This is a genomic window from Methylobacterium sp. SD274 (assembly GCF_017355285.1).
Classification (GTDB): domain Bacteria; phylum Pseudomonadota; class Alphaproteobacteria; order Rhizobiales; family Beijerinckiaceae; genus Methylobacterium.
Window position 1 is genome coordinate 16,888 of record NZ_JADIJP010000008.1, and the last position, 26,012, is coordinate 42,899.

Annotated in this window: 21 protein-coding genes; 10 read left to right on the plus strand and 11 right to left on the minus strand. The window is 65.4% G+C overall.

Annotation, left to right across the window (positions count from 1 at the left end; all coding sequences use genetic code 11):
• The first annotated feature begins 194 nt into the window (after positions 1 to 194).
• Both IPV08_RS09270 and IPV08_RS09275 read left to right on the plus strand, forming a co-directional pair.
• Positions 195 to 1,790, plus strand: coding sequence for a glycosyltransferase family 39 protein (locus IPV08_RS09270; RefSeq protein ID WP_207411635.1), 1,596 nt, complete (start codon positions 195 to 197; stop codon positions 1,788 to 1,790).
• Positions 1,787 to 3,016 carry a glycosyltransferase family 2 protein gene (locus IPV08_RS09275; RefSeq protein ID WP_207411636.1) on the plus strand — a complete coding sequence of 410 codons (1,230 nt, stop codon included), beginning with the start codon at positions 1,787 to 1,789 and terminating at the stop codon, positions 3,014 to 3,016. Before IPV08_RS09270 ends, IPV08_RS09275 begins: the two co-directional genes overlap by 4 nt.
• Before the next feature lie 37 nt (positions 3,017 to 3,053).
• On the opposite strand, the gene IPV08_RS09280 is transcribed toward IPV08_RS09275, so the two are convergent.
• From IPV08_RS09280 to hemB, 4 genes are all read right to left on the minus strand, one after another.
• Positions 3,054 to 3,551, minus strand: a complete 498-nt coding sequence (locus IPV08_RS09280; RefSeq protein WP_056429293.1) for an RDD family protein — start codon at positions 3,549 to 3,551, stop codon at positions 3,054 to 3,056.
• Positions 3,552 to 3,651: 100 nt separating this feature from the next.
• Positions 3,652 to 4,662: a methyl-accepting chemotaxis protein gene (locus IPV08_RS24930; RefSeq protein ID WP_281435336.1), complete on the minus strand. Its 1,011-nt coding sequence runs from the start codon at positions 4,660 to 4,662 to the stop codon at positions 3,652 to 3,654.
• 220 nt (positions 4,663 to 4,882) lie between these two features.
• Positions 4,883 to 5,254, minus strand: a complete 372-nt coding sequence (locus tag IPV08_RS09290) for a hypothetical protein (protein ID WP_056429290.1) — start codon at positions 5,252 to 5,254, stop codon at positions 4,883 to 4,885.
• Between the two features lies 1 nt (position 5,255).
• Entirely contained in the window at positions 5,256 to 6,311 is a 1,056-nt protein-coding gene (gene hemB, locus IPV08_RS09295) for a porphobilinogen synthase (RefSeq protein WP_207411638.1), read from the minus strand.
• Between the two features lie 247 nt (positions 6,312 to 6,558).
• Between hemB and IPV08_RS09300 the strand changes: the two genes are divergently transcribed.
• The 4 genes from IPV08_RS09300 to IPV08_RS09315 all read left to right on the plus strand — a co-directional run bounded on the left by IPV08_RS09300 (position 6,559) and on the right by IPV08_RS09315 (position 10,270).
• Complete coding sequence (locus IPV08_RS09300) at positions 6,559 to 7,635, plus strand: enoyl-CoA hydratase/isomerase family protein (RefSeq protein WP_207411639.1); 1,077 nt, start codon at positions 6,559 to 6,561, stop codon at positions 7,633 to 7,635.
• Positions 7,632 to 8,099 carry a DUF6163 family protein gene (locus IPV08_RS09305; RefSeq protein WP_056454291.1) on the plus strand — a complete coding sequence of 156 codons (468 nt, stop codon included), beginning with the start codon at positions 7,632 to 7,634 and terminating at the stop codon, positions 8,097 to 8,099. The genes IPV08_RS09300 and IPV08_RS09305 overlap by 4 nt, the downstream gene beginning before the upstream one ends.
• Before the next feature lie 163 nt (positions 8,100 to 8,262).
• On the plus strand, positions 8,263 to 8,775 hold the full coding sequence (locus tag IPV08_RS09310) for a winged helix DNA-binding protein (protein ID WP_056429280.1): 513 nt from the start codon (positions 8,263 to 8,265) through the stop codon (positions 8,773 to 8,775).
• Between the two features lie 403 nt (positions 8,776 to 9,178).
• Positions 9,179 to 10,270, plus strand: a complete 1,092-nt coding sequence (locus tag IPV08_RS09315; RefSeq protein ID WP_207411640.1) for a GGDEF domain-containing protein — start codon at positions 9,179 to 9,181, stop codon at positions 10,268 to 10,270.
• Positions 10,271 to 10,570: 300 nt separating this feature from the next.
• On the opposite strand, the gene IPV08_RS09320 is transcribed toward IPV08_RS09315, so the two are convergent.
• From IPV08_RS09320 to pqqA (IPV08_RS09345), 6 genes are all read right to left on the minus strand, one after another.
• Positions 10,571 to 10,795 carry a hypothetical protein gene (locus IPV08_RS09320; RefSeq protein ID WP_056429276.1) on the minus strand — a complete coding sequence of 75 codons (225 nt, stop codon included), beginning with the start codon at positions 10,793 to 10,795 and terminating at the stop codon, positions 10,571 to 10,573.
• Between the two features lie 91 nt (positions 10,796 to 10,886).
• Positions 10,887 to 11,237 carry a 4-fold beta flower protein gene (locus tag IPV08_RS09325; protein WP_207411641.1) on the minus strand — a complete coding sequence of 117 codons (351 nt, stop codon included), beginning with the start codon at positions 11,235 to 11,237 and terminating at the stop codon, positions 10,887 to 10,889.
• A gap of 7 nt (positions 11,238 to 11,244) precedes the next feature.
• Positions 11,245 to 11,595: a hypothetical protein gene (locus IPV08_RS09330; protein WP_056429271.1), complete on the minus strand. Its 351-nt coding sequence runs from the start codon at positions 11,593 to 11,595 to the stop codon at positions 11,245 to 11,247.
• 532 nt (positions 11,596 to 12,127) lie between these two features.
• Complete coding sequence (locus IPV08_RS09335; protein WP_056429269.1) at positions 12,128 to 12,391, minus strand: hypothetical protein; 264 nt, start codon at positions 12,389 to 12,391, stop codon at positions 12,128 to 12,130.
• A 283-nt stretch (positions 12,392 to 12,674) separates the two neighbouring features.
• Positions 12,675 to 12,764: a pyrroloquinoline quinone precursor peptide PqqA gene (pqqA, locus tag IPV08_RS09340; protein ID WP_018042171.1), complete on the minus strand. Its 90-nt coding sequence runs from the start codon at positions 12,762 to 12,764 to the stop codon at positions 12,675 to 12,677.
• 63 nt (positions 12,765 to 12,827) lie between these two features.
• Positions 12,828 to 12,917 carry a pyrroloquinoline quinone precursor peptide PqqA gene (gene pqqA / locus IPV08_RS09345; protein ID WP_207411642.1) on the minus strand — a complete coding sequence of 30 codons (90 nt, stop codon included), beginning with the start codon at positions 12,915 to 12,917 and terminating at the stop codon, positions 12,828 to 12,830.
• Between the two features lie 528 nt (positions 12,918 to 13,445).
• Here pqqA (IPV08_RS09345) and mgtE point away from each other — a divergent pair.
• On the plus strand, positions 13,446 to 14,816 hold the full coding sequence (gene mgtE / locus IPV08_RS09350; RefSeq protein ID WP_207411643.1) for a magnesium transporter: 1,371 nt from the start codon (positions 13,446 to 13,448) through the stop codon (positions 14,814 to 14,816).
• Between the two features lie 48 nt (positions 14,817 to 14,864).
• Here mgtE and IPV08_RS09355 read toward each other — a convergent pair whose 3' ends face one another.
• Complete coding sequence (locus IPV08_RS09355) at positions 14,865 to 15,350, minus strand: YidB family protein (protein ID WP_207411644.1); 486 nt, start codon at positions 15,348 to 15,350, stop codon at positions 14,865 to 14,867.
• Positions 15,351 to 15,635: 285 nt separating this feature from the next.
• Here IPV08_RS09355 and treZ point away from each other — a divergent pair, with 285 nt between their 5' ends.
• The 3 genes from treZ (at position 15,636) to IPV08_RS09370 (ending at position 25,866) form a co-directional block, all read left to right on the plus strand.
• The gene (gene treZ, locus IPV08_RS09360; RefSeq protein WP_207411645.1) at positions 15,636 to 17,441 is read left to right on the plus strand and encodes a malto-oligosyltrehalose trehalohydrolase; all 1,806 of its coding nucleotides are present in this window, start codon (positions 15,636 to 15,638) and stop codon (positions 17,439 to 17,441) included.
• Positions 17,438 to 22,348: a malto-oligosyltrehalose synthase gene (locus tag IPV08_RS09365; protein WP_207411646.1), complete on the plus strand. Its 4,911-nt coding sequence runs from the start codon at positions 17,438 to 17,440 to the stop codon at positions 22,346 to 22,348. Before treZ ends, IPV08_RS09365 begins: the two co-directional genes overlap by 4 nt.
• Before the next feature lie 134 nt (positions 22,349 to 22,482).
• Positions 22,483 to 25,866 (plus strand): maltotransferase domain-containing protein, encoded by a 3,384-nt coding sequence (locus IPV08_RS09370; RefSeq protein WP_207411647.1) that lies wholly within the window; start codon positions 22,483 to 22,485, stop codon positions 25,864 to 25,866.
• Positions 25,867 to 26,012 lie beyond the last annotated feature (146 nt).

Below are 26,012 nucleotides of genomic sequence, written 5' to 3' on the forward strand. Positions count from 1 at the left end.
GGCTGATGTCGGTGAGTTGAAACACGATAGCAAAATTCTCACGGGAATTGTGTTCGTCGCCATCAGCGGGGGCAAGATCGTGACGCGACATCGGAGGATCGCGAGATGACCGGCATGCGACTCGGACGCGGTCGATCTACTTTTGCAAGACTGGACAAGGAATTAGTCAGATCAGCTCCCTCCAACTAACGCCGATGCGCTACGATCCGCCGAGTGCCGCGAAGGCCCATTCCTTCGGGGATGCCGCTCGATCGGCCGATTATACGCATCACGTCATCGTTATCTTGATCGTCTCGTTCATCGCCCGGCTGGTCGCGGTGCGGTTTCTCGACCTTACCTTCATGGAGACATACGGTGCCGTCGTCGCGAGGAACCCGTCGATCTCGTTCTTCGACCAGCCACCCCTGACATGGTGGACGATCGCCGGTGTCATGCGTCTGTTCGGATCCGACGATGCAGTGATCGTGCGCCTCCCATTCCTGGTGATGTCGGTGGTTTCGGGGTGGTTGATCTATCTGATCACACTGCGGATCTTCAATTCGCGTGCCGGTCTCTACGCTGTTTGCGCCTACTCCCTGTCCCCGCTTCTCGGATTGTCGGATGGGAGTCTGGCCCAGACGAACGGGCCGATGACCCTTTTCATCCTCGCCGCCCTGCTTGCCTTCCTTCACATCGATTTCGGCGCCCGAAGACTGCAGGACAACGGGATCTGGTTTGCCTGCGCCCTCCTGTTCGGTTGTGCCCTTGCCTCGAAGTATCTCGCCGTCCTTCTTGTGCCGGGCCTTCTCGTCGCAGTTGCGAGCCAAGCCGAGGGAAGGCGCTGGCTCCTTCGGCCGGCCACCTATTTCGGCCTCGTCTTCCTGTTGGTGCCGCTCCTTCCGGTCATCATCTGGAATGCGGAGCACGGCTGGGTTTCGTTCCTGTATCAGGGTGCGCGCGCCGAAGGGAACGGGAGCGTGAACCTCACGAGAGCGTTCCGCTGGACCCTGACACAGGTAATGATCGTCCACCCACTCGTGTTATTTCCCGCTTTCTACATGCTGTATCGAAGCCTGAGAAACGGCCCGAGGGAGGCAGGACCCTGGCTTCTCGCCTGTCTCGCGGCGCCCGTTCTTCTGTTCATTCTCGGTGTGATGGTGTGGAGCAGCCATCCGCTGCGCGGCTATCACTGGGCGTCCATGGGGTATCTTCCCCTGCTGCCGCTCGTAGGCGCCTGGGCGGACGGCCTCGCAGCCAGCGACCGGCCGGACGCCGCACGGCGCTGGCTCGCGACGCTGGCCGCGACGACGATCCTGGCGATCGGCCTACTCCTGTCACATGCCTTTACCGGCTGGGCCGAGCGGGTCGCTCCGGCTAAAGCGTTCCGAAACCAGGATCCAATCCTCCTGGAACTCTACGATTGGAGCGATCTTCCCTCCGCGCTGACCGCTCGCGGTGTCGATCCCGCCCGCACCTTCATTGCCGCTACTCGTTGGGAAGATTGCGCCAAGGCCTTCTATGCCATCCGACAGCAGTTCCACAGCCTGTGCCTCGCCGGGGACAATATCCACTTCACCTATCTCGCGGATCCGGCGCGCTTCAGGGGTATGGATGCCATCATCGTCGACAGGTATGCCAATCCCGATGCAATCCGGTATAATCTCGACGGTCATTTCGAGACGTTCTCGGAGGACTCGCCCATCCGTCTGACTTTCAATGGGCGCAAGATGCACGATCTGAAGATCGTCCGGGCGAGCCGTTTCGATGGTACCTGGCCGAAGCCCAGGATCGGCGCGAAAGGCCGCCAGTGACTCTCACTTTGCCCCAGGCGACGTTCGCACCCGATGCGGATCGGCCTCTCGTCACGATCGTCATCCCGACATTCAACGAGCGGGATAACATCGCGGTCATCTGCGGCCGGATCGCCGCCTCGCTCGACCGACATCCGTTCGAGGTGATCGTCGTCGACGACGATTCCCCGGATGGCACCTCAGCCGTCGTCGAGAGCTTGGCCAAGGCCGATTCCCGGATCAGAATCATCACGCGGACCGGCCGACGCGGGCTGGCGGGAGCCTGTATCGAGGGGATGCTCGCGGCGCGGTCCGAACTCGTCGCGGTCATGGATGCGGACCTCCAGCACGAGCCTGCGACCCTCGTGCCAATGCTCGACCTGATGGCGTCGACCAAGTGCGACATCGTCATCGCCAGCCGCTATGTCGACGATCCCGACGTGGCGGCCTTTTCGTCCGTCCGACAAGCCTTGAGCAATGCCGGCAACCGTCTGGTACGCGCTCTGCTGCGGGTCCAGACCAGCGATCCCATGAGCGGTTTCTTCCTTATGCGCCGAAGTATTGTGGTGAAAGCCGAGCCGCGCCTGAGCCGCGACGGCTTCAAGCTTCTCGCGGACATCCTCGTTCAGGGCGGGCGGGCGATGAAGATCGAAGAGGTTCCCTACGTCTTCGGGCCCCGGCTTACCGGGCAAAGCAAGCTCGACGAGAGGGTTCTCTTCGACTTCGCCGTCCTTCTCATTGCGAAATCCGTCTTCGGAGCACTTCCGACGCGGTTCGTCTCCTTCGCCCTGGTCGGTGGCCTAGGTGTCATCGTCCATCTGGCCCTTCTGGGGCTGATGCTATACGTCCTGAACGATAATTTCCTGGTGTCTCAGACTGCTGCCACGCTCGGCGCCATGACGGCCAATTTTTTCCTGAACAACGTCCTGACATATCGGGACCAGCGGATCGTCGGGATCGACCTTCTGCGAGGGCTTGCGGTGTTCTGCCTGTCCTGTTCCTGCGGTGCGTTCAACAACATCCTGGTCGCACACCTCATCTATACAGCGACGGGCATCTGGTGGCTGGCTACGGGGGTGGGCATCCTGGTGGGGGCCGCCTGCAACTACGTATTGTCGGCCCTCACGGTCTGGCGGCGTTTCGACAAGCGGCAAGATCGGGAAAAGCAAGCACCTGAGGGAGACGCCGTTCTATCGAAGGGCGGCGGAGACGTCGGTATCGCGCAGCCCCCTTACGTCTCGCGGTAGAGACGAAATCCTCCTTGGACCTCGTCCCCCGGTTTGATCAGAGCCGCACCACCGCGAGGCCGACGAGAACGTCGTGGCCCAGGCGCCGGTCCGATCTCATGAGGCCGAACAGGATATCGACGAACCAAAGCAGGAACGTCGAGATGGCGACGTAGAACAGCAGGGCGTGGATTGCGGCGGTGAGGAAATCCACCCGTAGGCCGCTGGCCGGAGTCACCACGCGCAAACCCATCATCCGCATGCCCCAGGTGCTCTGGGCGGCGCCGCCCACCGTCACCGCGCTGTAGAGGATGCCGCTGGCGGGAAGGATCGCGAACAGGGTCCAGCCGAGCCCGAAGGTCAGCACCCCGAGCACCGTGATCGCCAGGGTGAGGAGCGCGGTGAAGCCCAGGATGAAGAGAATGTCGAGGAGATAGGCGACGAAACGTGCGCCGAGGCTCGCCCGCACGAAGGGCATCGGAAGGTTGCTCGGAAAGCCGGTCCCGAAACGCTCGGCATAGCCGGCGGGGTCGTAGCCTGGGGGCGTGTTGAGCATGGCCGGTAGCCTTTGAGAGGGGAGACGGTTCTCCTTCATGAGAAGACATGGGAGGGCCCATGCCTTCACTCAAGGTCACATGGGCTTCACTGCCACTCCGTCAGGCGGATTGCTCGATCACGCCGCGCCATCCCAGTCCGCGATACGTCTCGTAGCCCGGGGTCTCGTGGAAGGCGACGAGGCGGCCTGCTGCATCGATGTAGCTTCCCTGGCTCTGTCCGTCGGCGCGGAGGGGATAGCGCTCGGTGAGGAGTCCGTTGCCCTTGGAACAGGCGATGACGCGGTTCTCGGCATCGAGCAGCATGACACGGCTATGAGCCCGCTCCGCCGGCGCGAGGCGGACACCCTCGACGATGGTGCGTGCCTGCGGCTCCCAATCGAAATGGATCGCGAGAAAGCCGATCGCCTTGCCGTTCGTCTCACCACCTGCTCGCACGGAGGCGACATAGGTGGCGCACTGCGCCCCGTTGAGCGCGGCGACCCGCGCCACATTGGCCACGGCGAAGTCATCGCCCGAGGCTAGCGGCTTGGCGCGGGCGAACCACGGCTCATGGCTCACATCCTGGCCGACCACATCGAACCGGTCGGGCCGGCCATTGGCGATGACCTTGCCGTCGAGGCTGCACAGCCAGAGATCGAGATAGACCGTGTAGGCGGAGAGGATGACTCCGAGCCGGTGCGAGGCGTGTTTCCGTGCCGCTTCCGACGGGGCGAGCGCGCACTCGACGACCGCGGCATCGGTCGCCCACCACCTTACGTCGCATGTGCGCTCGTAGAGGTTCCGGTCGATGATCTCGACGGCGTTGAGGGCAAGATCGATACAGCGGGCCGAGCGGGTCTCGCTGGCGAGATGCTCTACGGCCTGCGTCAGGTTGTCGACACCGTCTCCCAGGGCGTTGCCGAGGCCTGAGACGAGACCCTCGATCTCACCCGCAACGGTGCGGACCTCATTGGCGACGACGGAGAAGCCGGCCCCGCGTTCCCCCGCATGAGCGGCCTCGATGAGGGCGTTAAGGGCCAGCAGATTCATACGCCGGGTGATGGACTTGATCGATCCCACGCTGCGGTGAGTGAGAGCCTTCAACTGCTGGGTCGACGTCTCTACGAGCATCGAAAGACTGTCGGCTGGATGATCTGCCTCGTTGAGTTTTGTCGACATCGCATCCTCAAAATGGACCGCCCAAGCTCAGCGCTTGGTATTTAAATATCGATTCAAGATCGAGATTGGCCGGCAGGCGACTGCGAACGATTCGAGGTCTGCCGGTCAGAGACAATCCTGTCGCCTCCCCAAGGAAACCCAAGCAATAAGAATGCCAGGGCCGCGCGAATGCCTAGCGCGCCGGCACGGGGTCGTTTGCTTCGGAATCTAATGTTTCGAGATAGTATTTCTTAAGCATGAAAAGCGCTCCGCCCGACACCGCCTTGTGGTCCATGCGGACGCCGATGAGACCCGCGCCGCCGTCGAACAGGCAGTCGATGCGGTGCTGGCGTTGGCCCAAAGCGTAATCGACGCGCACGCTGTCGGGCGCCGATCCACGGCCGACATGGAGCAGACGGGGCGGGAGGTCCGATGCCACCAAGGCAGGGAGCGTTCGCCGGCAGGTGGTGATCCGCTGCCGGTCGATGGAACTGTCGCAGCCTGCCAGGAAGGGGGCGACCAGAAGCAGGAGCGCAGCAGGGCCGATGACGGCCCGTCGGCGCATTTCAGAGGCCGTCGCGCAGGCGTTCGGCCACACGGCGGGCGTAGTAGGTCAGGATGCCATCGGCGCCGGCGCGTTTGAAGGCAAGGAGGCTCTCCGTCATGGCACGGGTGCCGTCGAGCCAGCCGTTGAGGGCGGCGGCCTCGATCATCGCGTACTCTCCCGAGACCTGGTAGGCGAAGGTCGGGACGCCGAACTCGTCCTTCACCCTCCGGATGATGTCGAGATAGGGCAGGCCGGGCTTAACCATCACGGAATCGGCGCCTTCGTCGAGGTCGAGGGCGACTTCCCTGAGGGCTTCGTCCGAATTGCCCGGATCCATCTGGTAGGTGCGCTTGTCGCCCACCAGGGCCGCCGTCGTGCCGATGGCATCGCGGAACGGGCCGTAGAAGGCACTGGCATACTTCGCCGCGTAGGCCATGATCTGGACGTCGCGGAAGCCGGCCTTGTCGAGGCCGCTCCGGATCGCGCCGACGCGACCGTCCATCATGTCTGAGGGGGCGATGATGTCGGTTCCCGCCTCGGCCTGGATCAGGCTCTGCTCCACGAGGAGCGCCACCGTCTCGTCGTTGAGGATGGCCCCGTCCTCGATCAGGCCGTCATGGCCGTGGCTGGTATAGGGATCCAGGGCGACGTCGGTCATCACGCCGATCTCGGGCACGGCCTTCTTCACCGCCCGCACCGCGCGGCAGACGAGGTTATTGGAGTTCAGGGATTCCGATCCGGTCGGGTCGCGCAGGGCGGGGTCGGTATAGGGAAAGAACGAAATCGCAGGGATTCCGAGCCGGGCCGCGCGCTCGGCGTCGCGGACCACCTCGTCCACGCTGAGGCGCTCCACCCCCGGCATCGAGGCGATGGGCTCGCGTCGGCCGGTCCCTTCGATGACGAAGAGCGGCCAGATAAGATCATCCACCGTCAGGGTATTTTCCCGCACCAGGCGGCGCGACCACTCCGCCTTGCGGTTGCGACGGGGGCGCTGCGTGATGCTCAGCGACGCGGCGGAACTCGCCTTGGCCGTCTCGATGGCGAGGGGACGCGGGGTCGGGGTCGCTTCGGTCATGGTCTTCGTCTCGAATGCTCGTCGCGGGCGCGTCGGAGCCGGCCTAACACATCCCCAAAACTCTTCGAAACCCGGGCCGATCGCCGCTCCCCGACGGACGGGGCATGTTGACGGGTCTCGGCAGAGTTCGTCTAAGCGACCCAGCGAGCGTGGCATGTCCCGATGCTCGCACCACGGACCGCGTGGAAACCCGCGAGCCCCACGAGGGGCGAGACAGCCCCCGCCGGAGGCCAACCGGAGACGATGGATGACAGGCGCAGACGAGCCGGAGATCCTGTTCGAGCGGCGCGGCGAAGCTGGCCTCATCACTCTGAATCGGCCTAAATCCCTGAATGCGCTCACCTTCTCCATGTCGACGGCGATGTATCGCGCCCTGGCCGAATGGGAGCGGGACGACAGGATCACCCGCGTGGTCGTCCGTGGCCGGGGCGGCCGGGCCTTCTGCGCCGGTGGTGACATCCGCCAGATCTACGACCTCGCGCGGCAGGGGCTGGACGAGGAGGTGAGGCAGTTCTGGCTCGCCGAGTACCACCTCAACGCTTATGTGAAGCGCTATACCAAACCTTACATCGCCCTGATCGAGGGGATCGTGATGGGCGGCGGGGTCGGACTGTCCCTGCATGGCAGCCATCGGGTCGCCTCGGAGCGCTACGCGCTGGCGATGCCGGAAGTGGGAATTGGGTTCTTTCCGGATGTGGGAATGACTCATGCGCTGCCGCGCCTGCCCGGTTACGCGGGACATTATCTCGCCCTCACCGGCGCCCGGATCGGCGCCGGAGATGCCCTCGCTCTGGGGCTCGCCACCCATTATTCGGCGGCGGAAAATTTCGACGCGATCACGGATGACCTGGCCGAAGGCAGCGTCATCGGACGGGCTTTCGACCGCCACGCGACCGCCTTTCAGGAGGTCGGCCCGATCACGTCGCATGGCGGTACGATCGAGGCCTGTTTCTCCGCCGGCAGCGTCGTCGAAATCCTGGCGAGGCTCGATTCGGACGGGTCGCCCTTCGCCACCGAGACCGCCGCATTGATGCGCACACGCTCCCCGCATTCCCTGTGCATCGCCCACGAACAGATGAAGCGCGGCCTCGCCATGGATTTCGCCGAGGCGATCCAGGCGGAGTATCGCCTGGCCATGCGCGCCATGCACTGGCACGACTTCCGGGAAGGGGTCCGCGCCGTGCTCGTGGACAAGGACAACCGCCCGGACTGGCGACCCGCGACCCTGGCCGAGGTGGACCCGGCGGCGATCGCCGAGGCCTTCACCGATCTGCCCGATGGCGACGCGCCGAAGTTCGATGGATCAGAAAGGATCTTATCATGAGGGGACTGACCAAGGTCGGTGCGACGCGGGATGGGCGCGGGCGCGCCAGCGAGATGGCCGGCGACCGGATCGAGCGGTCGCCGCGTGCACCGCAGACGGGCTGGGACGTGGTTCTGGTCTGGTTCATGCGCCTGACGGCGATGTTCTGGCTGGCAAAGGGCGTCTCTACCTGGGCGACGATCCTCGATATCTTTCCCGGAGCTCGTCCTTTCGAGGCCGAACCCCTCGGCCGCCAAGCCGTCATCGTCTATTTCGCGGTGATCGACTTCACGGCGGCGATCGGGATGTGGCTGACCAGCGCCTGGGGCGGTGTGGTCTGGTTGTTGGCCGCCACGAGTGCCGTCACCCTGGCGATCCTCACTCCGCATCTGCTGCCGATGTCGGTCCCGTCCCTTGCTGCGCATGCAAGTATCATTGTGGTCTACTTCGCTTTGTCTTGGGCTGCGGCTCGCGAGGTCAGGTAAACAACACCTTACTGGATTACTTTCATTTTGCATTTACCGACAGAGGTAAATCGCATATTCATCCTATCGCTTAAATCGTCTTTCATCGGTCACTCGTAAATTGGCTTCATAAGCGGTGCCGAACACCACGGCGCCCGAGCAAGAACCCTGACGAGGCAATCAGATGAAGTCCCAGTCCGCCAAGGTGATCGAGACCAATACTTCCACCGAGACCACCCCGGTGCATGGATCCTATCTCGAAGCGCTGCATCTCGTGGAACGGCTCCACCGCCGCCTGCTCGATGTGATCAAGGACGAGTTCGAGCGCCGGGGTCGCGAGGACGTCAACAGCGTCCAGGCGCTGCTGCTCTACAACATCGGCGACAAGGAACTGACGGCCAGCGAGCTGCGGACGAAGGGCTACTATCTCGGCTCCAACGTCTCCTACAACGTCAAGAAGCTCGTCGAGGCCGGCTACCTCCACCACGCCCGGTCGAAGACCGACCGCCGCTCGGTCCGGATCAGCCTCACCGACAAGGGCCGGTCCATCCACGACATCATCCAGGGCCTCTACGACAAACACGCCCGGACCATCCAGCCGATCGGCGGCATCTCCGACGACGATTTCGGGCGCCTCAACGTCGCCCTGGGCCGTCTCGAGCGCTTCTGGACCGACCAGATCCGCTACCGCCTCTAAGCAGGGTCCCGTTGGCACGCCAACGCTTCACGCTGCTCAACTCCTCGATGTGTCGCAGGTTTTTATCGCAGAACCGGCGGCCACTTCTGCGAAACCTGCTTAGGACGACAGAGATGGCGAATCGCCGGGAACGAGATATGAACCGGGGCGGCCAGGCATGACCGGAGGCCGCCCCGCGCGCAGCAGGTTCCGATTGGTTTCCTGGGGCCGAGCCTCGCTATCCAGTACCGAAGGCGTGCCGAACCGAAGGACAATGAAGCGATAGCCGCAGAGCCCTCACCAGACTCGCTGCAAACTATATTACCCTGAATCGATTTAGGCGGTTCTGTTGAACGTTCCTAACCCGCAGTGGGAAATTCTTGATTGAAGCTTGTTTGGTGCGCTCTGAGCAAGCTAATCAGGTATGATGACCGTCTCGATTCCAACTCTACAACTGACCGAGCTGATCGTCTTCATGACGTGCGGGCTCGTGTTCGTATACGGCTGGTTTCTTCGTAGAGATGAGTTCTCATTCCTCTGCTTCGGATCGAACTATCTGATCAGCGCCGCGATAACAGTCGGCTTCGACGACTTCGGCCGCTACGGGAGTTGGCTTTCTTCGCTGGGTTGGTCGCTGACGGCTTGCATGTTCTGGGTCGGTTTTCGCGTCTTCGACGGGCGAAGACCTCTGACGCCCGTCATGGCCGTCCTGACCTTGCTGCCGGCTCTCCTGCATGTCGGTCTGGCGGCGATCGGTCGGGATGCCGATACGGTCAATACGGTGAGTACGCTGGCTTATGCGCAGCTTGAGGCCGCGATAGCCATTTACGTGCTTTCGACCTCGGGGGGATCGGCCATACGGCGCATCGCAGGCCTTGCGCAGGCTGCCATCGCCGCTGCGCTCTGTCTGCCGATCCTGCCGTTCTCGCCCAACGTCGAGCAACTGACGGTGGTGATCGTTGCGATCAACGATCATGTGACGTCGATCGTGCTCACGACAGCGATCCTCGCCCTTCAGTCCGAGAGGGCCTATGCGGCGTTGGAGCAGATTGCGAATCACGATCCCCTGACCGGCGCCCTGAACCGCAAGGGCCTCGATCGCGAACTCAAAAAAGAGCGGAAGGTGGCCGGGGTGATCGTCGCCGATCTCGACCACTTCAAAGCCATCAACGATCGATTCGGCCACGCCGCCGGAGACGACGTTCTGCGCGAGTTCGTCAAATGCGCAAAGTCGGTCCTACCGGAGGCGGCTATTCTCGCTCGCCTCGGCGGCGAGGAATTCGTGATCGTCCTTGAAGGGCACGATCGCCACGCGACTGTCTTCCTCGCCGAACGCCTTCGCTTCACACTTCAAGACAAGCCGATCACATGGAACGGTCACTCGATTGCGGTCACGGTCAGCCTCGGCGTCGAAATGACGGATGACGGAGCGCAGGTCGTGGCTGCTATCGAACGAGCGGATGCAGCTTTGTACAAGGCCAAGATCAGCGGGCGGAATCGGGTCCAAGTCGTATGAGGGCCAATGCGCGGCTCGTCGCAGATGATGCCTCGGAGTGCCGAACCGAACCGTTCGATCTGGTCGAGCGTGACGAGGCTTGCCGCGAGGCCTGTGAAGGCCTCGTGGATGTCGCGAAATCGTGTTCCCTCGCGTAGCTTTTGGCGGCGCAGTACGAGGACCGGCTGAGGTCGGGAAGATAGCTCTGCCGTGGCCGACCCGATGACGGGGGTTGCCGGGCGTGCCCCGCCAACCCAGTCATCGTCCAAAGTCGAGACCAACCCGAATTCGTCTCGGGACAATCGAACGTTCGGCCCGTCGTTACGAAGGCTGCTCCTCCCCGACACGCTCTTCCTCCTCGGAAAGAGCGGGAATGTCGTCGGCATCGTCTCCGACCAGTTCATCGAGTTCGTCGATCAGGTCGTTCACCTGATCCTCCGTGGCGAGGATACGGAAGATCTCCCCGTCCACGGTCTCGATGGTGAGTCGATAGCCTCCCGCCGTCTCGTCGGTGAGGACGCGAGCCAGCTTCTTCGTCAGTGTCATGCGAGTTTCCTATCGTCAGGCATCGCCCGACCCCTCTCGTCACACCGTTCGACGTGGCGAGGGAGGTCGTTCGAACGGGTTCGGCCGAGGGTCAGATCAGGTCGGAAAAGACGCGATGGGACCAAGCCGCGAATGAGGCGGGACGAGACGGGGCCTGCTGCATTTCGGCCCGTGCCGGTTTCGGGCGTCTCGGACCGGGCGTCGTTTTCCCCTGCCGCTGGGGCTTGGGAGGGCCGCCCACCGCGTCCCGTTCGAAGAGCAGGCAGGCTCCGTCCTCGTCCGAGATCCAGCCGCGATCCGCCCAGCCGATGAAGCGGCCGTCATAGGCGTAGACCTTGTCATCGTGGATGAAAGCCGCGGCCTTGCCGTTCCAGAGATAGAGCGAGTGCCCGTCGTGGCAGAAAACCGCCTCGCCGCCATCTCTGTCGAAGAACTCGATCATGGACGGCTCAAACCCCAATCTGGCTGTTGTGTAGCGTGCGGAGGTCGACGTAGCTCATGGTCTCGCTGCTCCAGGTCGGTCCGTCATCGTCGTGCAGCCTCTTGGCGAGCGGCTTGTGCTTGTCGCCCTGATAGACCCCCAAGATGACGGTCTGGCCATCGGTGTCGTCGCTCTCGATCCGGTAGTGCGGCTGGACTTTCGATCCGACCCGGCTGAGGCGAACACGCAGCGTCGGGTTGCGCGTCTGGTCGGGGACCATGTTGAGGTAGACGCCTTTCAGATATTCCAGACGCTCGGCTTTCCGGCCGGCGAGATCCGCGATGGAGACGTTCTCGGCGAGCAGGTCGGGTTGGTTCATGATGGATCTACTTTCCAATTGTTGTGATGGCACGTGGCCCACCCGCAGAGACTGAATGCATCGACGCGCGATGTTCCCTGCGGGGGCGTTCGTCCTTGGGTGTGACGTGGACTTTGTTCGGCCGCCACTCGAATGTCGGCATGAGGGGCAGGGCGGCGCTGCCATCCACGCCGCGAGATTCCGCGGTGCGGGGGCTACGATATTCACACATCTCGCAGGATACGCGGCCCTCCTCCCCAGCGGATCTCGGGCCTGCCCGAGATCCGTCGAGCTTGTGGGGTGGAGGTGGGGCTGGTTGGGCGACCCTCAAGCTGCGGAGGCAAGCGGCGCCACCCCCAATCCTGACCTCTCCCCACAAGGCGGAGAGGGAGGCGTTTTGCCTGCACAAGTAGATGGGTGAATACCGTCTCCTTGCAGCAGAGGGAACCCGTCGCCCCTATTGTCGAAGAGCTTGGATGAAGCGAACGGCGTTTGAGTCGCTGTGCGAAGCCGGTAGGCGCGTGCGGCGGCGGAAGGCCGATATCGATCTGCGTCAGTGCAAGGTCGGCGGCGGTTCGAGGAACGCGCGCATGCCGTCACCTTCCTCGGCGGCCTCGATGAATGCGTCGAGGGCATCTTCGTCGGAGGCGAAGGTGGTGGCCCAGACCGTCGACCAACCCGTCTGATCGATGACTTCGAGTGTCCACCGATCCTGCGTGCCGGCGAAGCGATAGACGTTCACGGTCACCGTGATGCCGTCCTGGGTCGCCCGTCCGGTTAGATCCGAGAATTCCATGGCTGGCATCTCGTGGGTCATGGGGTGTTTCTCTCGAATGACGAGTTCACCGCAGGGACCCGAACGTGTCCCCATCTCATGAGCCGAAGTGACCATCCTAGCAGAGTTCTCGGCGGAACGGTCTCGTAAAGTTCACACTTGCGGCGAGACCAGTGACGTCGACATTTCGATCGGTGACATGACTGACGATCTCTGCACCGACCCGATCCCCGGTCCCGAGCGAACACGAAAAAAGGCGGCATTCCCGATGGAATGCCGCCCCTTCAAACCGCTCCAGGGAGCGATCGACTTGGTCGCGATCGACTTAGTTGAAGGTGTCGATCTCAGCCGACTCGTAGCTGGTGACTTCCATGCCGACGCACACTTCCTGAACGATGGGGGCAGACCACGTCATGACGTTTCTCCTGGTTGGTAGTGATGAGGCTTGGTGACACGGGCCCGTGAGGGCGCCGATCCCTTAGTTGAAGGGATCGATTTCCGCCGACTCGTAGCTGGTGACTTCCATGCCGACGCAGATTTCCTGAACAACGGGGGTAGACCATACCATGGCAGAACTCCTTCGTGTCCGACGCCCTCAACATAAGCAATGAGTTGGGCGCAATACAAGCGGGCACGAGACTTATATTTTTCATATGATGGATCGTAAGGGCCGAATTTTCCCCGATAAGAGGACGATTTTCCTTCTTTAGGGAACTATGATGCAGGATTGTGCTCCGTCGGTGCGCGATCCCGGCCCCGGCGCTGCCCATTCCGAACGTCGAAACGGCGGCTCCCACGGCCGTCCCGGCCGTCCCGCCGACAGGTCTGAAAGACAGGAGGAAATTCATCTTGACGCGCCCCGTGGCGGAGCGCATGGGGGCGCCGCCGACGGCTTCCCCTCGGCGATCCGCATGTGCGCATCGCAGGTGGAGGCTTTGGAGCCCGAATTCCTCATCCATGCCCAGCGACAGTCCCACCGATCCAGCCCGCCCGGCCGATATCGTTCTGACCGCCTGAGGCCCTGACGGGTTCACACGCGGCTCACCGCGATCCGGCCGAACACGGCCCGATCGCACTCCTCCCCCGAGGTGAGCCCATGAACCAGATCGCCCCCTTTCCGACCAAGATCGATCCCTCCGTGCTGGCCGCCCGGCTGTCGGACGAACGCGCGCCCGACATCGTCGAGGCGCTGAACGAGGAGGCACCCGAGGTCGCCGCCGCGATCCTGCTCGGGCTGCCCCATGACCGGGCGGTGGAGGTGCTCGACCAGCCGGAACTCGACCTCGCCGCCGACATCATCGAGATGCTGCCGCGCGACCGGGTCGCCTCCTACCTGTCCGGCATGTCGGCGGACCGGGTGACGGACGTGTTCCGCGAGATCGAGGAGCCGGGCCGCTCCGATCTGAGGGCGCGCCTCGATGCGGAGACGCGCGGCACGATCGACCGGCTCAGCGCCTATGGCGAGGAGAGCGTGGGCTCGCTGATGACCACGGAATTCGTCAGCGTCCCGGGCAACTGGACGGTGCAGCAGACCCTCGACCATGTCCGTACCGTGGAGAAGACCCGCGAGACGATCTACGCGATCTTCGTCCTCGACCCGCGCACCCAGGCGCTGACGAAGGCCGTGCCCCTGCGCCGGCTGATCTCCGGCAACCCCGACGACAACGTCCTCAGCGTCGCCGCCGGCCGGCGGCCGCTCGCCGTCTCGCCCACCGCCAGCCGCGAGGAGGCGGCGCGGCTGATCTCGAAATACGATCTGCTGGCCCTACCGGTGGTGGATGCGGTGGGCCACCTCATCGGCATCGTCACGGTGGACGACATGATCGACGCCATGGTCGAGAAGCAGACGCAGGACGTGCAGCGCTTCGGCGGCATGGAGGCCCTGCCCGAGCCCTATATGGATATCGGCTTCGGCACGATGATCCGGAAGCGCGCCGGCTGGCTCTGCGCCCTGTTCCTCGGCGAGATGATGACGGCCACGGCGATGCAGGGGTTCGAGGGGCAGCTGGAGAAGGCCATCGTCCTGACCCTGTTCATCCCGCTCATCATGAGTTCGGGCGGCAATTCGGGCAGTCAGGCGACCTCGCTCCTCATCCGCGCTCTGGCGCTCCACGAGGTCCGCCTGCGCGACTGGTGGCGGGTGGCCCTGCGAGAAGTGCCGACCGGGTTGCTGCTGGGCGCCATCCTGGGGACGATCGGTGTCGTTCGCATCGTCGTCTGGCAGAAGGCCGGCCTCTACGATTACGGCGAGCATTGGATGCTGGTGGCGGCGACGGTGGGGGCCGCCCTGGTCGGCATCGTCACCTTCGGTTCGCTGACGGGATCGATGCTGCCCTTCGTGCTCCAGCGCCTCGGCTTCGATCCGGCGACGGCCTCCGCGCCCTTCGTGGCGACGCTCGTCGATGTCACCGGCCTCGTCATCTACTTCTCGGTGGCGATGCTGATCCTGCGCGGCACGCTGCTCTGACCCTCATCGATCCTCCCGGGCGGGCTTCGCCTGGGAGGAGACGACGCCTCAGGCCGGCACGCGGCCGTCGGGGGTGTAGCGGTCGACGGCCTGCGGCAGTTCCCGCGACAGGCGGGACAGCAATTCCTCGCGGGAAAGACCGGTCTGCTGGGCGAGGGTGGCCAGGATGTCCGGGCCGATCGCCTTTTCGAGGTTCTGGGGCGCGATTTCCTGGTTCGGGCCCTGGTTGACCCAGGACGAAGCGGTCTCGCCGTGGCCGTTCTGGGTGAACCGCTCGACGAGTTCGTTCAAGCCACCGCCGAGGAGGCCGCCCGCGCCCGCACCGCCGAGGGCGCTTCCCAACTGGCCGAGGATGCCGCCGAGCCCGCTTTGATTGAGGCCGCTCTGGCCATCGGTGACGGCTCCCGGCGTGCCCGGAGCCGTGCTCTTGTTCGACGTGCCGCCCAGGAACTCGGCGATCTTGTCCCTGTTCTGGTAGCCCGCCACGGCGAGCAGGCCCAGCAAGGCGGTCATGGACGGATATCCGCGGCTCATGCGCTGTCTCCCTTGAGGTTCGCCGCCGGCTCATCGGCGAGGCGACACTCATCAACGTGCATGTGGCGCTTACCGATGCATCGCGCCGCCGGAACGGGCACAATCATGGATCAATGGCGCGCTGCACATAAAACTTCTCTGCCCGGCGGTTGTCCGCCGCGACCCGCGCATTACGTCGCAAGCGAAGCTGTTCGGTGAGGGAACCAGAGCACCGCGGACAGCCTTCTCACCGCAGGCGGGTGCGACTCCGCCGCGAGGTTTCCCAATGAGCGAGATGGCGGTCTGATGCGGCGCACACACGACATGAACTTCGGTGCCGCCATTGCGGCGGACGGCGTGCGCTTCGCCCTCTGGGCACCCACGGCCAAGGACGTCGCCCTCGTGGTCGACGGGGCCGAGCATCCCATCCCAGAGGCCGGCGAAGGCTGGCGCCGCACCACCGTGCCGGACGTCCGCCCGGGTGCCCGCTACGGGTTCCGCATCGACGGCGACCTCGTGGTGCCGGATCCCGCCTCGCGCTTCCAGCCCGACGACGTGTCGGGCCTCAGCGAGGTAATCGACCCGAAGGCGTTCGACTGGAGCGACGGCGAATGGACCGGCCGCCCCTGGGAAGAGGCCGTCCTCTACGAGCTGCATGTGGGCACCGCCACGCCGGAGGGCACCTACGCCGCCCTGGAGGCCAAGCTCGAGGACCTGACCCATCTCGGGGTCACCGCCATCGAGCTTCTGCCGCTCGCCGATTTCAAGGGTACCCGCAACTGGGGCTATGACGGCGTGCTGCCCTACGCGCCGGACGCCGTCTACGGACGCCCGGACGAGCTCAAGCACCTGATCGACAAGGCCCATTCGCTCGGGCTGATGGTGTTCCTCGACGCGGTCTACAACCATTTCGGCCCGGCCGGGAATTACCTCCACGCCTATGCCAAGACCTTCTTCACCGAGCGTCATCAGACGCCCTGGGGCGCCGGCATCAACTTCGACGGCGAGACCAGCGGCAAGGTCGTGCGCGACTACTTCATCGAGAACGCGCTCTACTGGCTGGAAGAATACCATTTCGACGGCATCCGCTTCGACGCGGTCCACGCCATCCTGGACGATTCGCCCAAGCACTTCATCGGCGAGCTCGCCGAAACCATCCGCACCCGGCTACCCGGACGGCACATCCATCTCGTCCTCGAGAACGAGGCCAATCAGGCCCGCTGGCTCGAACGCGACGACAACGCCCAGCCGCTCCAGCACACGGCCCAATGGGCCGACGACCTCCACCATTGCTGGCACGTGCTGCTGACCGGCGAGGATGCGGGCTATTATGTCAGCTTCGCCGACAAGCCGGTGGAGCATCTCGCCCGCTGCCTCGCGGAAGGCTTCGCCTATCAGGGCGAGCCGTTCCCGAGCCTCGACAATCATCCGCGCGGCGAGCCCTCTTCCCATCTGCCGCCCTCGGCCTTCGTCACCTTCCTCCAGAACCACGATCAGGTCGGCAACCGAGCGCTCGGCGAGCGCCTGAGCGCACTGAGCGACCCCGACAAGCTCAGCTTGGCGAGGGCCGGCTTCCTGCTCGCTCCACAGATTCCGATGCTGTGGATGGGCGAGGAATGGTCGGCCACGACGCCGTTCCTGTTCTTCGTCGATTTCGCGCCGGACGAGGAGCTCAACAAGGCCGTGCGCGAGGGGCGCCGTCGCGAGTTCAAGAGCTTCGCCGCCTTCGCGGATGACACGTCGGTGATCCCCGATCCCACGGCGGAACAGACCTTCCTCGATTCGAAGCTCGACTGGTCCGAGCCGGAGCGGCAGCCCCATCGCGGTGTCTGGGCCGACACCCGCAACCTGCTGCAGATCAGGCACCAATCCGTCGTGCCCCTGACGAAGACGCAATATCTCGGGGCCGACGTGACCCGGCCGTCCCCGGATTCCCTCGACGTGACGTGGCGCTATGCGGGGGGCACCCTGCGCTTCGTCGCCAATTTCGGCGCGGATCCCCTCGCCGTCGATTCCCATGGAGGTCAGGTGATCTGGTCGAACGGTCATACGGGCAGCGAGATCGAGCTTCCCACCTGGACGGGTATCGTGCTGACGGGAGCCGCCCGATGAGCCGCGATCTCGAACGCCTGGCCGACCTCCTCGGCATCGCATCCGGCTATACCGACGCGTTCGGCCAGCCCGTGGCGACCGATATCGAAACTCGGCGCGGCATGGTCGCCGCCCTGGGCTTCCCGGCGAGCAACGACGACGAGATCGCGAGCAGCCTCGCCGAGGTCGAATCCGTCCGGCTCGGGCTCGTCCCGTCTCTGAACCCGGTCGAAGCGAGGCGTGCCTCCACGATCCCGCTTCAGGCCGCGGAGGCGCACGGCGCCGTGTCGTGGCGCCTCGTCGACGAGCGCGGCCTCGCGCGGGAGGGGAGGGCGTCGATCACGGGCGCTGGCGAACCCCGTATCGAGTTGCCGCCCCTGACGCCGGGCTACCACCGGCTCACCGTGGCGCTCGGCGAGCGGAAATCGGAAGCCTGGGTCATCTCCGCGCCGCAGCGCTGCTGGCGCCCCGCCGCCTATGCCGACGAGGGCGCGCGGGATTGGGGCCTCGCCGCGCAGCTCTACGGCCTGCGCTCGCCGCACAACCTCGGCATCGGCAGCTACGCCGATGCGGGCCGCGCCGCGCGCGATGCCGGCATTCGCGGTGCCTCGTTCCTGGGCCTGAGCCCGGTCCATGCGCTGTTCGAATCGGACCGCGGCAAGATCTCGCCCTATTCGCCGTCCTCGCGATTGTTCTTAGAGACCCTGTTCATCGAACCCGGCGCGTTGCCCGGTTTCACCAATTCGCGTGCCGCCGCGCTACTGGCGGACAAGGCGACCGACATCGCCGGTCTTCAGGCCGCGACCCTGGTGGACCATCCCGGCATCTGGGGCGTGCTGTCCCCCGTGCTGGAGGCGTTCTGGCAGGAATCCCCGGCTCGCGCGGGGCAGGACCCCGCCTTCTCGGCCTTCCGCGAGGAGGGCGGGGCGGATCTCGAAGCCCACGGGACGTTCGAGGCCCTGTCCGCCCATTACAAGGCGCTTGGCGCCTATTGGTCCGGCGACTGGCCGGAGGAGATGCGCCGCGCCGGGACACCGGCCGTGGAGGCGTTCGCGATGGCCCATGCCGAGGCCGTCACCTACCATATCTGGCTGCAATACCTCGCCGATCGCCAATTGGCCGATGCGTCGAAGGCCGCCCTCGAAAGCGGGATGCGGCTCGGCCTCTACCGCGACCTCGCCGTCGGCGCCGATCGCGGCGGGTCGGAAGTCTGGTCGCATCCTGAGCGCTTCGCCAATGGTGTCTCCATCGGTGCGCCGCCCGATCTACTGGCGCCCAAGGGCCAGGATTGGGGCCTGCCGGCCTTCCACCCCCTCGAAATGGAGCGCAACGGGCTCGCGGCGTTCCGCGCTCTGGTCCAGGCGAACATGCGCCATGCCGGTGCGATCCGCATCGACCACGCGTTCCAGCTCGCCCGGCTCTTCCTCATTCCGGTCACCGGATCGGCGAAGGACGGGGCCTATGTCGCCATGCCGTTCGAGCCGATGCTCGCGGTGCTGCGGCTGGAGAGCCACCGGGCCAAGTGCCTCGTCATCGCCGAGGATCTCGGCACCGCGCCGGAGGGCTTCTCCGACGCGTTGATGCAGGCCGGCATCCTGAGCTACCGCATCCTCGCCTTCGAGCGCGAGCATGGCGGCCGGTTCAAGGGACCCGGCGCCTATCCGCGCGATGCGCTGACGGCGATTACCACGCATGACCTGCCGACCTTCGTCGGCTGGTGGCGCGGCGTCGATACCGACACTCGCCAGGCGCTGGGCCTCTACGACGCCGAGCGGGCGGAAGCGGAGCGGCGCGAGCGCGTCACAGAGCGCGCCCGCCTCACCGAGGCTCTGGCCTCCGAGCAATTGCTGCCGAGCTTCGATGTGCCCGAGACGGCGCCGTTCGAAGCGGCGGCACGCTACCTCGCGCGGGCGCCCTCGATGCTGACGGCGGTGCAGTACGAGGACGTCATCTCGGAATTGAGCCAGGCCAACGTGCCGGGCTCGACGGAGGGCTATCCGAACTGGCGGCGCAAGCTCGATCGCAGCCTGGAGGCCATCGCGGCGCCGGGCGGTCCGCTGGCAAAGCTCGCCGCCGCGCTGTCGGCCGAGGAACGCGGCCCCCGTTCGGGGGCGGCGCGTCTCGCCTCGCCGCCGCCGCGCGCCACCTACCGGCTGCAGTTCCACAAGGACTTCACCTTCGCCGATGCCGAGCGGATCGTGCCGTATCTGGCCAAACTCGGCATCAGCCACGTCTATGCTTCGCCGATCCAGAAGGCGCGGCCCGGCTCGACCCATGGCTACGACATCGTCGACCATTCGACGATCAATCCGGAACTCGGCGGCGAAGAGGGCTTCGTTCACTTCTCCGACGTGATGCAGCGGCACGGCCTGAAGCTGCTCCTCGACATCGTGCCGAACCACATGGGCGTCGGCGGGGCCGATAATCCGTGGTGGCTCTCCGTCCTCGAATGGGGTGATCTCTCGCCGCTCTCGCATGCCTTCGACATCGACTGGCAGCGACAGGGCGCGCGCAACAACCTCGTCATCCCGTTCCTGGGCGACCGCTATGGCGAGGCCCTGGAACACGGCACGCTCGACCTGAAATACGACGCCGCCGCCGGCGCCTTCAGCGTATGGCATTACGAGCACCAATTCCCGATCTGCCCGCTGCAATATCCGTCGATCCTCAACCGCGCCCTGGCGGCGCATGGCGAGATCGGCGACGATGCGGCGGCAGAAGTTCTCGCCGTCTCCGAGCGTCTGCGTCTCATGAGCGAAGAGACGAATGCGGAGCGCCGCCGTGGCTTCCCGGAGGAGGCCGACGGCCTCAAGCGCCGGCTCGCCGACGCGGTGGAGGCTTCGCCGGCCATCGCCAAGGCCATCGACCGCACGCTGACCCTGCTCAACGGTTTCGAGGGAAGGCCCGACAGTTTCGGGCCGCTCCACCGGCTCCTCGAGCAGCAATCCTACCGTCTCGCCCATTGGCGCGTGGCGGCGAGCGACATCAACTACCGTCGCTTCTTCGACGTTAATGGCCTCGCGGGCCTGCGCGTGGAGAAATCCGACATCTTCCACCGCTCGCACGAGACGGTGTTCCGCCTCATCTCCGAGGGGCGGATCGACGGGCTGCGGATCGACCATATCGACGGTCTCGCCGACCCGCAGGGGTATGCGCGCGCCCTGCAGAGCGCGGTCGGCCCGGGCTTCTACGTCGTGGTCGAGAAGATCCTCGAACCCGGCGAGAAGCTGCGGCCCTGGCCCGTCGCCGGAACCACCGGCTACGACGTGCTGAACCAGCTCGACGGTATCCTGGTGGATCAGGAGAAGCACACCAGGATCACCCGGTTCTATCGCTGGGCCACCGGCATGGACGAGCCCTACAAGGCGCAGCTCCGGGCGGCCAAGGCCGAGATCCTCGAGATCAGCTTCGCCAGCGAGCTCGAAGTGCTCACCGCCGACTTGAAGCGGATCGCCGATGCGGACCGGCGCACGCGCGACTTCTCGGTGAACGCCATCCGCCGTGCGCTGATCGAGATCATCGCGCGCTTTCCCACCTACCGCTCCTATCTGCCGGGCGATCTCGACGAGAGCGATGTCGAGGGCGAAGATATCCGCCTGATCGAGGGCGCGGTGGCAAAGGCCAAGCGCTGGAGCGCCCTGCCGGACAGGTCGGTCCACGATTTCGCCTCGCAGGCTCTGTTGGGGCGGGTCGATTCCGGGGGGCCGGGGCGTCCCGATCCCGCCGTCATCCTGCGGTTCCGTCGCCGGTTCCAGCAGCTGACCGGGCCGGTCATGGCGAAAAGCCTGGAAGACACGCTGTTCTACCGGTTCTCGGAACTCCTCGCCCTCAACGAGGTCGGTGGCGATCCGGGCGAATACGGGATCGATCTGGAGCATTTCCACGCGCTCCAGGCGGCGCGGGCCCGCGACTGGCCGAACGCCATGATCACTACGGCGACCCACGACACCAAGCGCGGCGAGGATGCCCGCTCGCGCCTCCTTGCCCTGTCCGAGATCCCGGAAGTCTGGGCCGAGGCCTGGACCATCCTCGGCCAATCGGCCCGGACCCATCTCACCGCCATGGAGGAGGGCCCCGCGCCCGACGCCAACGATCAGTGGATGTTCCTGCAGGCCATTCTCGGCGCCTGGCCGCTCGAATTGCTGGAGCGGGACGACGAGGCCGCCATCGCGGAATTCCGCGAACGTCTCGACGCGTACTCTGAAAAGGCCCTGCGCGAGGGCAAGCGCCGGTCGAGCTGGGTCAATGTGGACGAGCAGTACGAGGCGGCGGTCAAGCGGTTCTTCGCCGGCCTGATCGCGCCGGGCGCGAAGTTCATGACGCTCATGCGTCCGATCGCGCGCCGGCTCGCCCATCTCGGCATGATCGCCGGCCTCGGCCGGACGGTGCTGAAGGCCACGCTTCCGGGCTTGCCCGACGTGTACCAGGGGACGGAATTCTGGGACTTCTCCTTCGTGGACCCGGATAACCGCCGCCCCGTGGATTACACGGCCCGTGCCGAAGCCCTGAACGGGAGCGCCGACATCGCCGGTTTGCTCGATCACTGGCCGGACGGGCGGGTCAAGCAGGCGACGCTCGCGCGTCTCCTTGCCGACCGTGCGGAGCGACCCAGCTTCTACGCGGATGCCGACCATCTGGCGGTGACCGCAGAAGGCCGGTTGAGTGCCCATGTCATCGCATTCACACGGTCCGATGCCACAAGTGGGGAGGGCGACCTTCTCGTCGCCGTGCCGCGACTCGTCTCCGGCCTCGTCGGCGATGCGGCATGGTCGGGCGAGGCCTTCTCCGGCACCACCTTGCCGGTGCCGGCCGAGAGCCGCTGGGTCGACGTGATGTCGGGGGCGGAGGTGCAGCCGGAGGGAACATCGGTCGATCTCGGCCGGTTGTTCGCGCGTTTGCCCTACGCAGTCCTGAAACGGATCGCCTGAGCCCGAGTTCGGGACGGCAGCCGAACCCTGAAGGGCGGTCCTCGATGGGGACTGCCCATCCCCACCTCACCCGCCGCCGCGCGGGAGGCTCCTGCGGGAGACGGGGACACGCTATTCAAATGAACGGAGTACGCATGAACGCGCCGAGCCCAGCCAAGATCTCCGCCGCGCGGACCGAAGCCGGAACCGTGGCGCTGCCTGCGGGTCTCGCCCCCCGTGCCGAGGGGCCGCGCATCTACAACCTGTTCCCCCTCCTCGTCGGAAAGGTCTCGGCCTGGACGGCGGAGCTTCCCCGCATCGCCGGGATGGGGTTCGACTGGATCTACCTCAATCCGTTCCACCAGACCGGCGGCTCGCGCAGCCTCTATGCGGTCTCCGACCCGGAAAGGCTCGACGAGCGGTTCCGTGACGATGACGGCACCTCGGACGACGAGCAGATCCGCCGCTTTTGCGCCGCCGCCACCTCGCACGGCATCCGGGTGATGACGGATCTCGTCATCAATCACACCGCCAAGGACGGCCCCCTGGCGCGGGAGCGGCCGGATCTGTTCCTGCGCGACGAGGCCGGCAACATCGAGAGCCCGGCCGCCGTCGACCCGGACGATCCGTCGATCCGCACGGTCTGGGGCGACCTCGCCGAGCTGAACTATCATTCGGCCGGTGCTCGTGAGGAGCTGACCCGGCTCTGGGCCGGCTACATCAACCGGATGCAGGATCTCGGCGTCGGCGGGTTCCGCTGCGACGCCGCCTACAAGGTGCCGCCGGATGTCTGGCGCTCCCTCATCGGCGCCGCCAAGGCGCTGGAGCCCGATTGCCTGTTCGCCGCCGAGACCCTGGGCTGCACCTTCGAGGAGGCCCAGGCCACGGCCGGCGCCGGCTTCGACTACCTGTTCAATTCCTTCGCCTGGTGGGACCTGAAGGCGCCGTGGGCGCTCGAACAATACGACCGCCTGCGCGTGATCGCCCCCTCCATCGCCTTCCCCGAGAACCACGACATGCCCCGCCTCGCGGGCGGGCTTTCCGGTGGGCCGGACGCCATCGCGCGACGACTCAAGGCGCGCTACGCCCTGGCCGCGTTCTTCTCGGCCGGCGTGCTCCTGCCCATCGGGTATGAATGGGGCTACCGCCGTGCCCTGCATGTGGTCGAGACCAATCCCGATTCGCGCGAAACCGACACCGGCATCGACATTTCCGGCTATGTCACGGCGATCAACGCCCTGAAGGCCAGCCTCGCTTCCGCCAATGTGGAGGGCGCGCAGTCCCGCATCTCCGCGCCGGATGCGGCCTATGTGGCGCTGCTGAAATTCGACACCGGGCACGGCGCCTCCGCACGCCACGCCACCCTCGTCCTGTTCAATCCCGGCCCCGTGGCGGTGGCGGTGGATGCCGGGCCGCTGGTGGCCCGGACGGGCGGCATGCTCGGCCGCTTCAAGGACCTCACCCCCGAGGCGGAGCCCATCGAGTTCCTCCCCGGCACGAGCCTCGATCTCGCGCCCGGCGAGATCCGCATCCTCGCCGCCGAGCGGCGGGTGGTGGCAAAGCCCCCCGCTCCCTCCACGCCGTCGGGCGAAGGTCGCGTCGTCATCGAGGCGGTCTCGCCCGAGATCGACGGGGGCCGTTCCCCGGTCAAGCGCGTGGTCGGCGAGCAGGTGGCGGTCTCCGCCGACATCTTCAGCGATGGCCACGAGATCATCGACGCCGCGATCCTGTCGCGCGTCGTCGGCGAGGAGGAGTGGCGCCGAGACCGCATGGTGTTCGTGGACAACGATCGCTGGAGCGGCTCCTTCCCCCTCGAACACAATGCCCGCTACGAATTCACCATCGAGGCTTGGCGCGATGCCTTCTCGTCCTGGATCCGCGACACGCTGAAGAAGCGGGACGCGGGCGTCGACGTGCGCCTCGAGACCATCGAGGGCGTCAGCTTCGTGCAGGGTGCGGCCGACCTCGCCACCGGGCCGGACCAGGCCCGGCTCCAGGCCATCGTCTCGGCCCTGGGGGCGGAGAAAACCGGATCGGCAGCGCAGCTCGATCTCATCCTCGCCCCCGAGACCGCGTCCCTGATCCGCAAGCATGCGGACCGGGTCAACCGTTCGCGCTACCCGGTGAACGTGCCGGTGATCGCCGACCGCCTCGCGGCCCGGTTCTCGGCCTGGTACGAGATCTTCCCGCGCTCGCAATCCATGGACGTCAACCGCCACGGCACGTTCGACGACGTGATCCGGCGTCTGCCCGAGATCCGGGAACTCGGTTTCGACGTGCTCTACTTCACGCCGATCCACCCGATCGGGAAGACCAACCGCAAGGGCAAGAACAACACCCTTACGGCGCTCGAAGGCGATGTCGGCTCGGTCTACGCGGTCGGGTCGGAGGCGGGCGGGCACGAGGCGGTGCATCCCGAACTCGGCACCCTCGACGATTTCCGCCGGCTGGTCGCCGCGAGCCACGCCTACGGCATGGAGATCGCGCTCGATTTCGCGATCCAGTGCTCGCCCGACCACCCCTGGATCAAGAACCACCCGGAATGGTTCGAGTGGCGCCCCGACGGCACGCTGAAATTCGCCGAGAACCCGCCGAAGAAGTACGAGGACATCTCCAACGTCCACTTCTACGGCGGCGCGCTGCCCTCGCTCTGGATCGAGCTGCGCGACATCGTCATGGGCTGGGCCGAACTCGGCGCCCGCATCTTCCGCGTCGACAACCCCCACACCAAGCCGATCCCGTTTTGGGAATGGATGATCGCCGAGGTGAATGCGCGCTATCCCGACGTCATCTTCCTCGCCGAGGCCTTCACCCGGCCGAAGATGATGAAGAAGCTCGCCAAGGCCGGCTACCAGCAGAGCTACACCTACTTCACCTGGCGCAACACGAAGCAGGAGCTCATCGACTACTCGACCGAGCTCGCCGGCGAGATGGGGGAGTATTACCGGCCGAACTTCTTCGCCAACACGCCGGACATCAATCCGGTCTACCTCCAGACCAGCGGCCGGGCCGGATTCATCGTGCGGGCGACCCTGGCGGCGACCCTGTCCTCGGTCTACGGCATCTATAACGGCTTCGAGATGTGCGAGGCAGCACCTTATCCTGGCAAGGAAGAATATCTCAATTCAGAGAAATACGAGCTGAAGGCCTGGGATTACCATGCGCCGGGCAACATCCGCGCGCACATCATCAAGCTCAACCGCATCCGGCAGGAGAACCCGGCACTCTGGGACTTCCGCAACATCACCTTCACGGCGGCCTATAACGACCAGATCGTCGCCTACGCCAAGGCGACGCCCGAGGGCGACAATTGCATTTTCGTGATGGTCAATCTCGATCCGAAGAACCGCCAGGAATGCACCTACGAGGTACCGCTCTGGCTCCTCGGAGAGCCCGACCACGGCGCCGTCGAGGTGGAGGACCTGCTGCTCGGCTACAAGTTCGAGCTGCGCGGCAAGTCCCACCGCATCGCCCTCGATCCGGCGGAGCGGTCCGTCATCGTCTGGCGGCTGCGCGCACCCCAGCGGGTTGCGGAGTAGCCGCCCGCGTGTCAGCACAAAACTTCGAGTTTTCAGCCGTCCGTCGCGTTGTCGCCCAGAAGCTGGTGCCAAAGCTGCGGCCGACGCGGCCAAGCCCTTCGTTTCGGCGAAGGGCGCGCGCCGCGAAGCCGAACACGCCCTTGAAC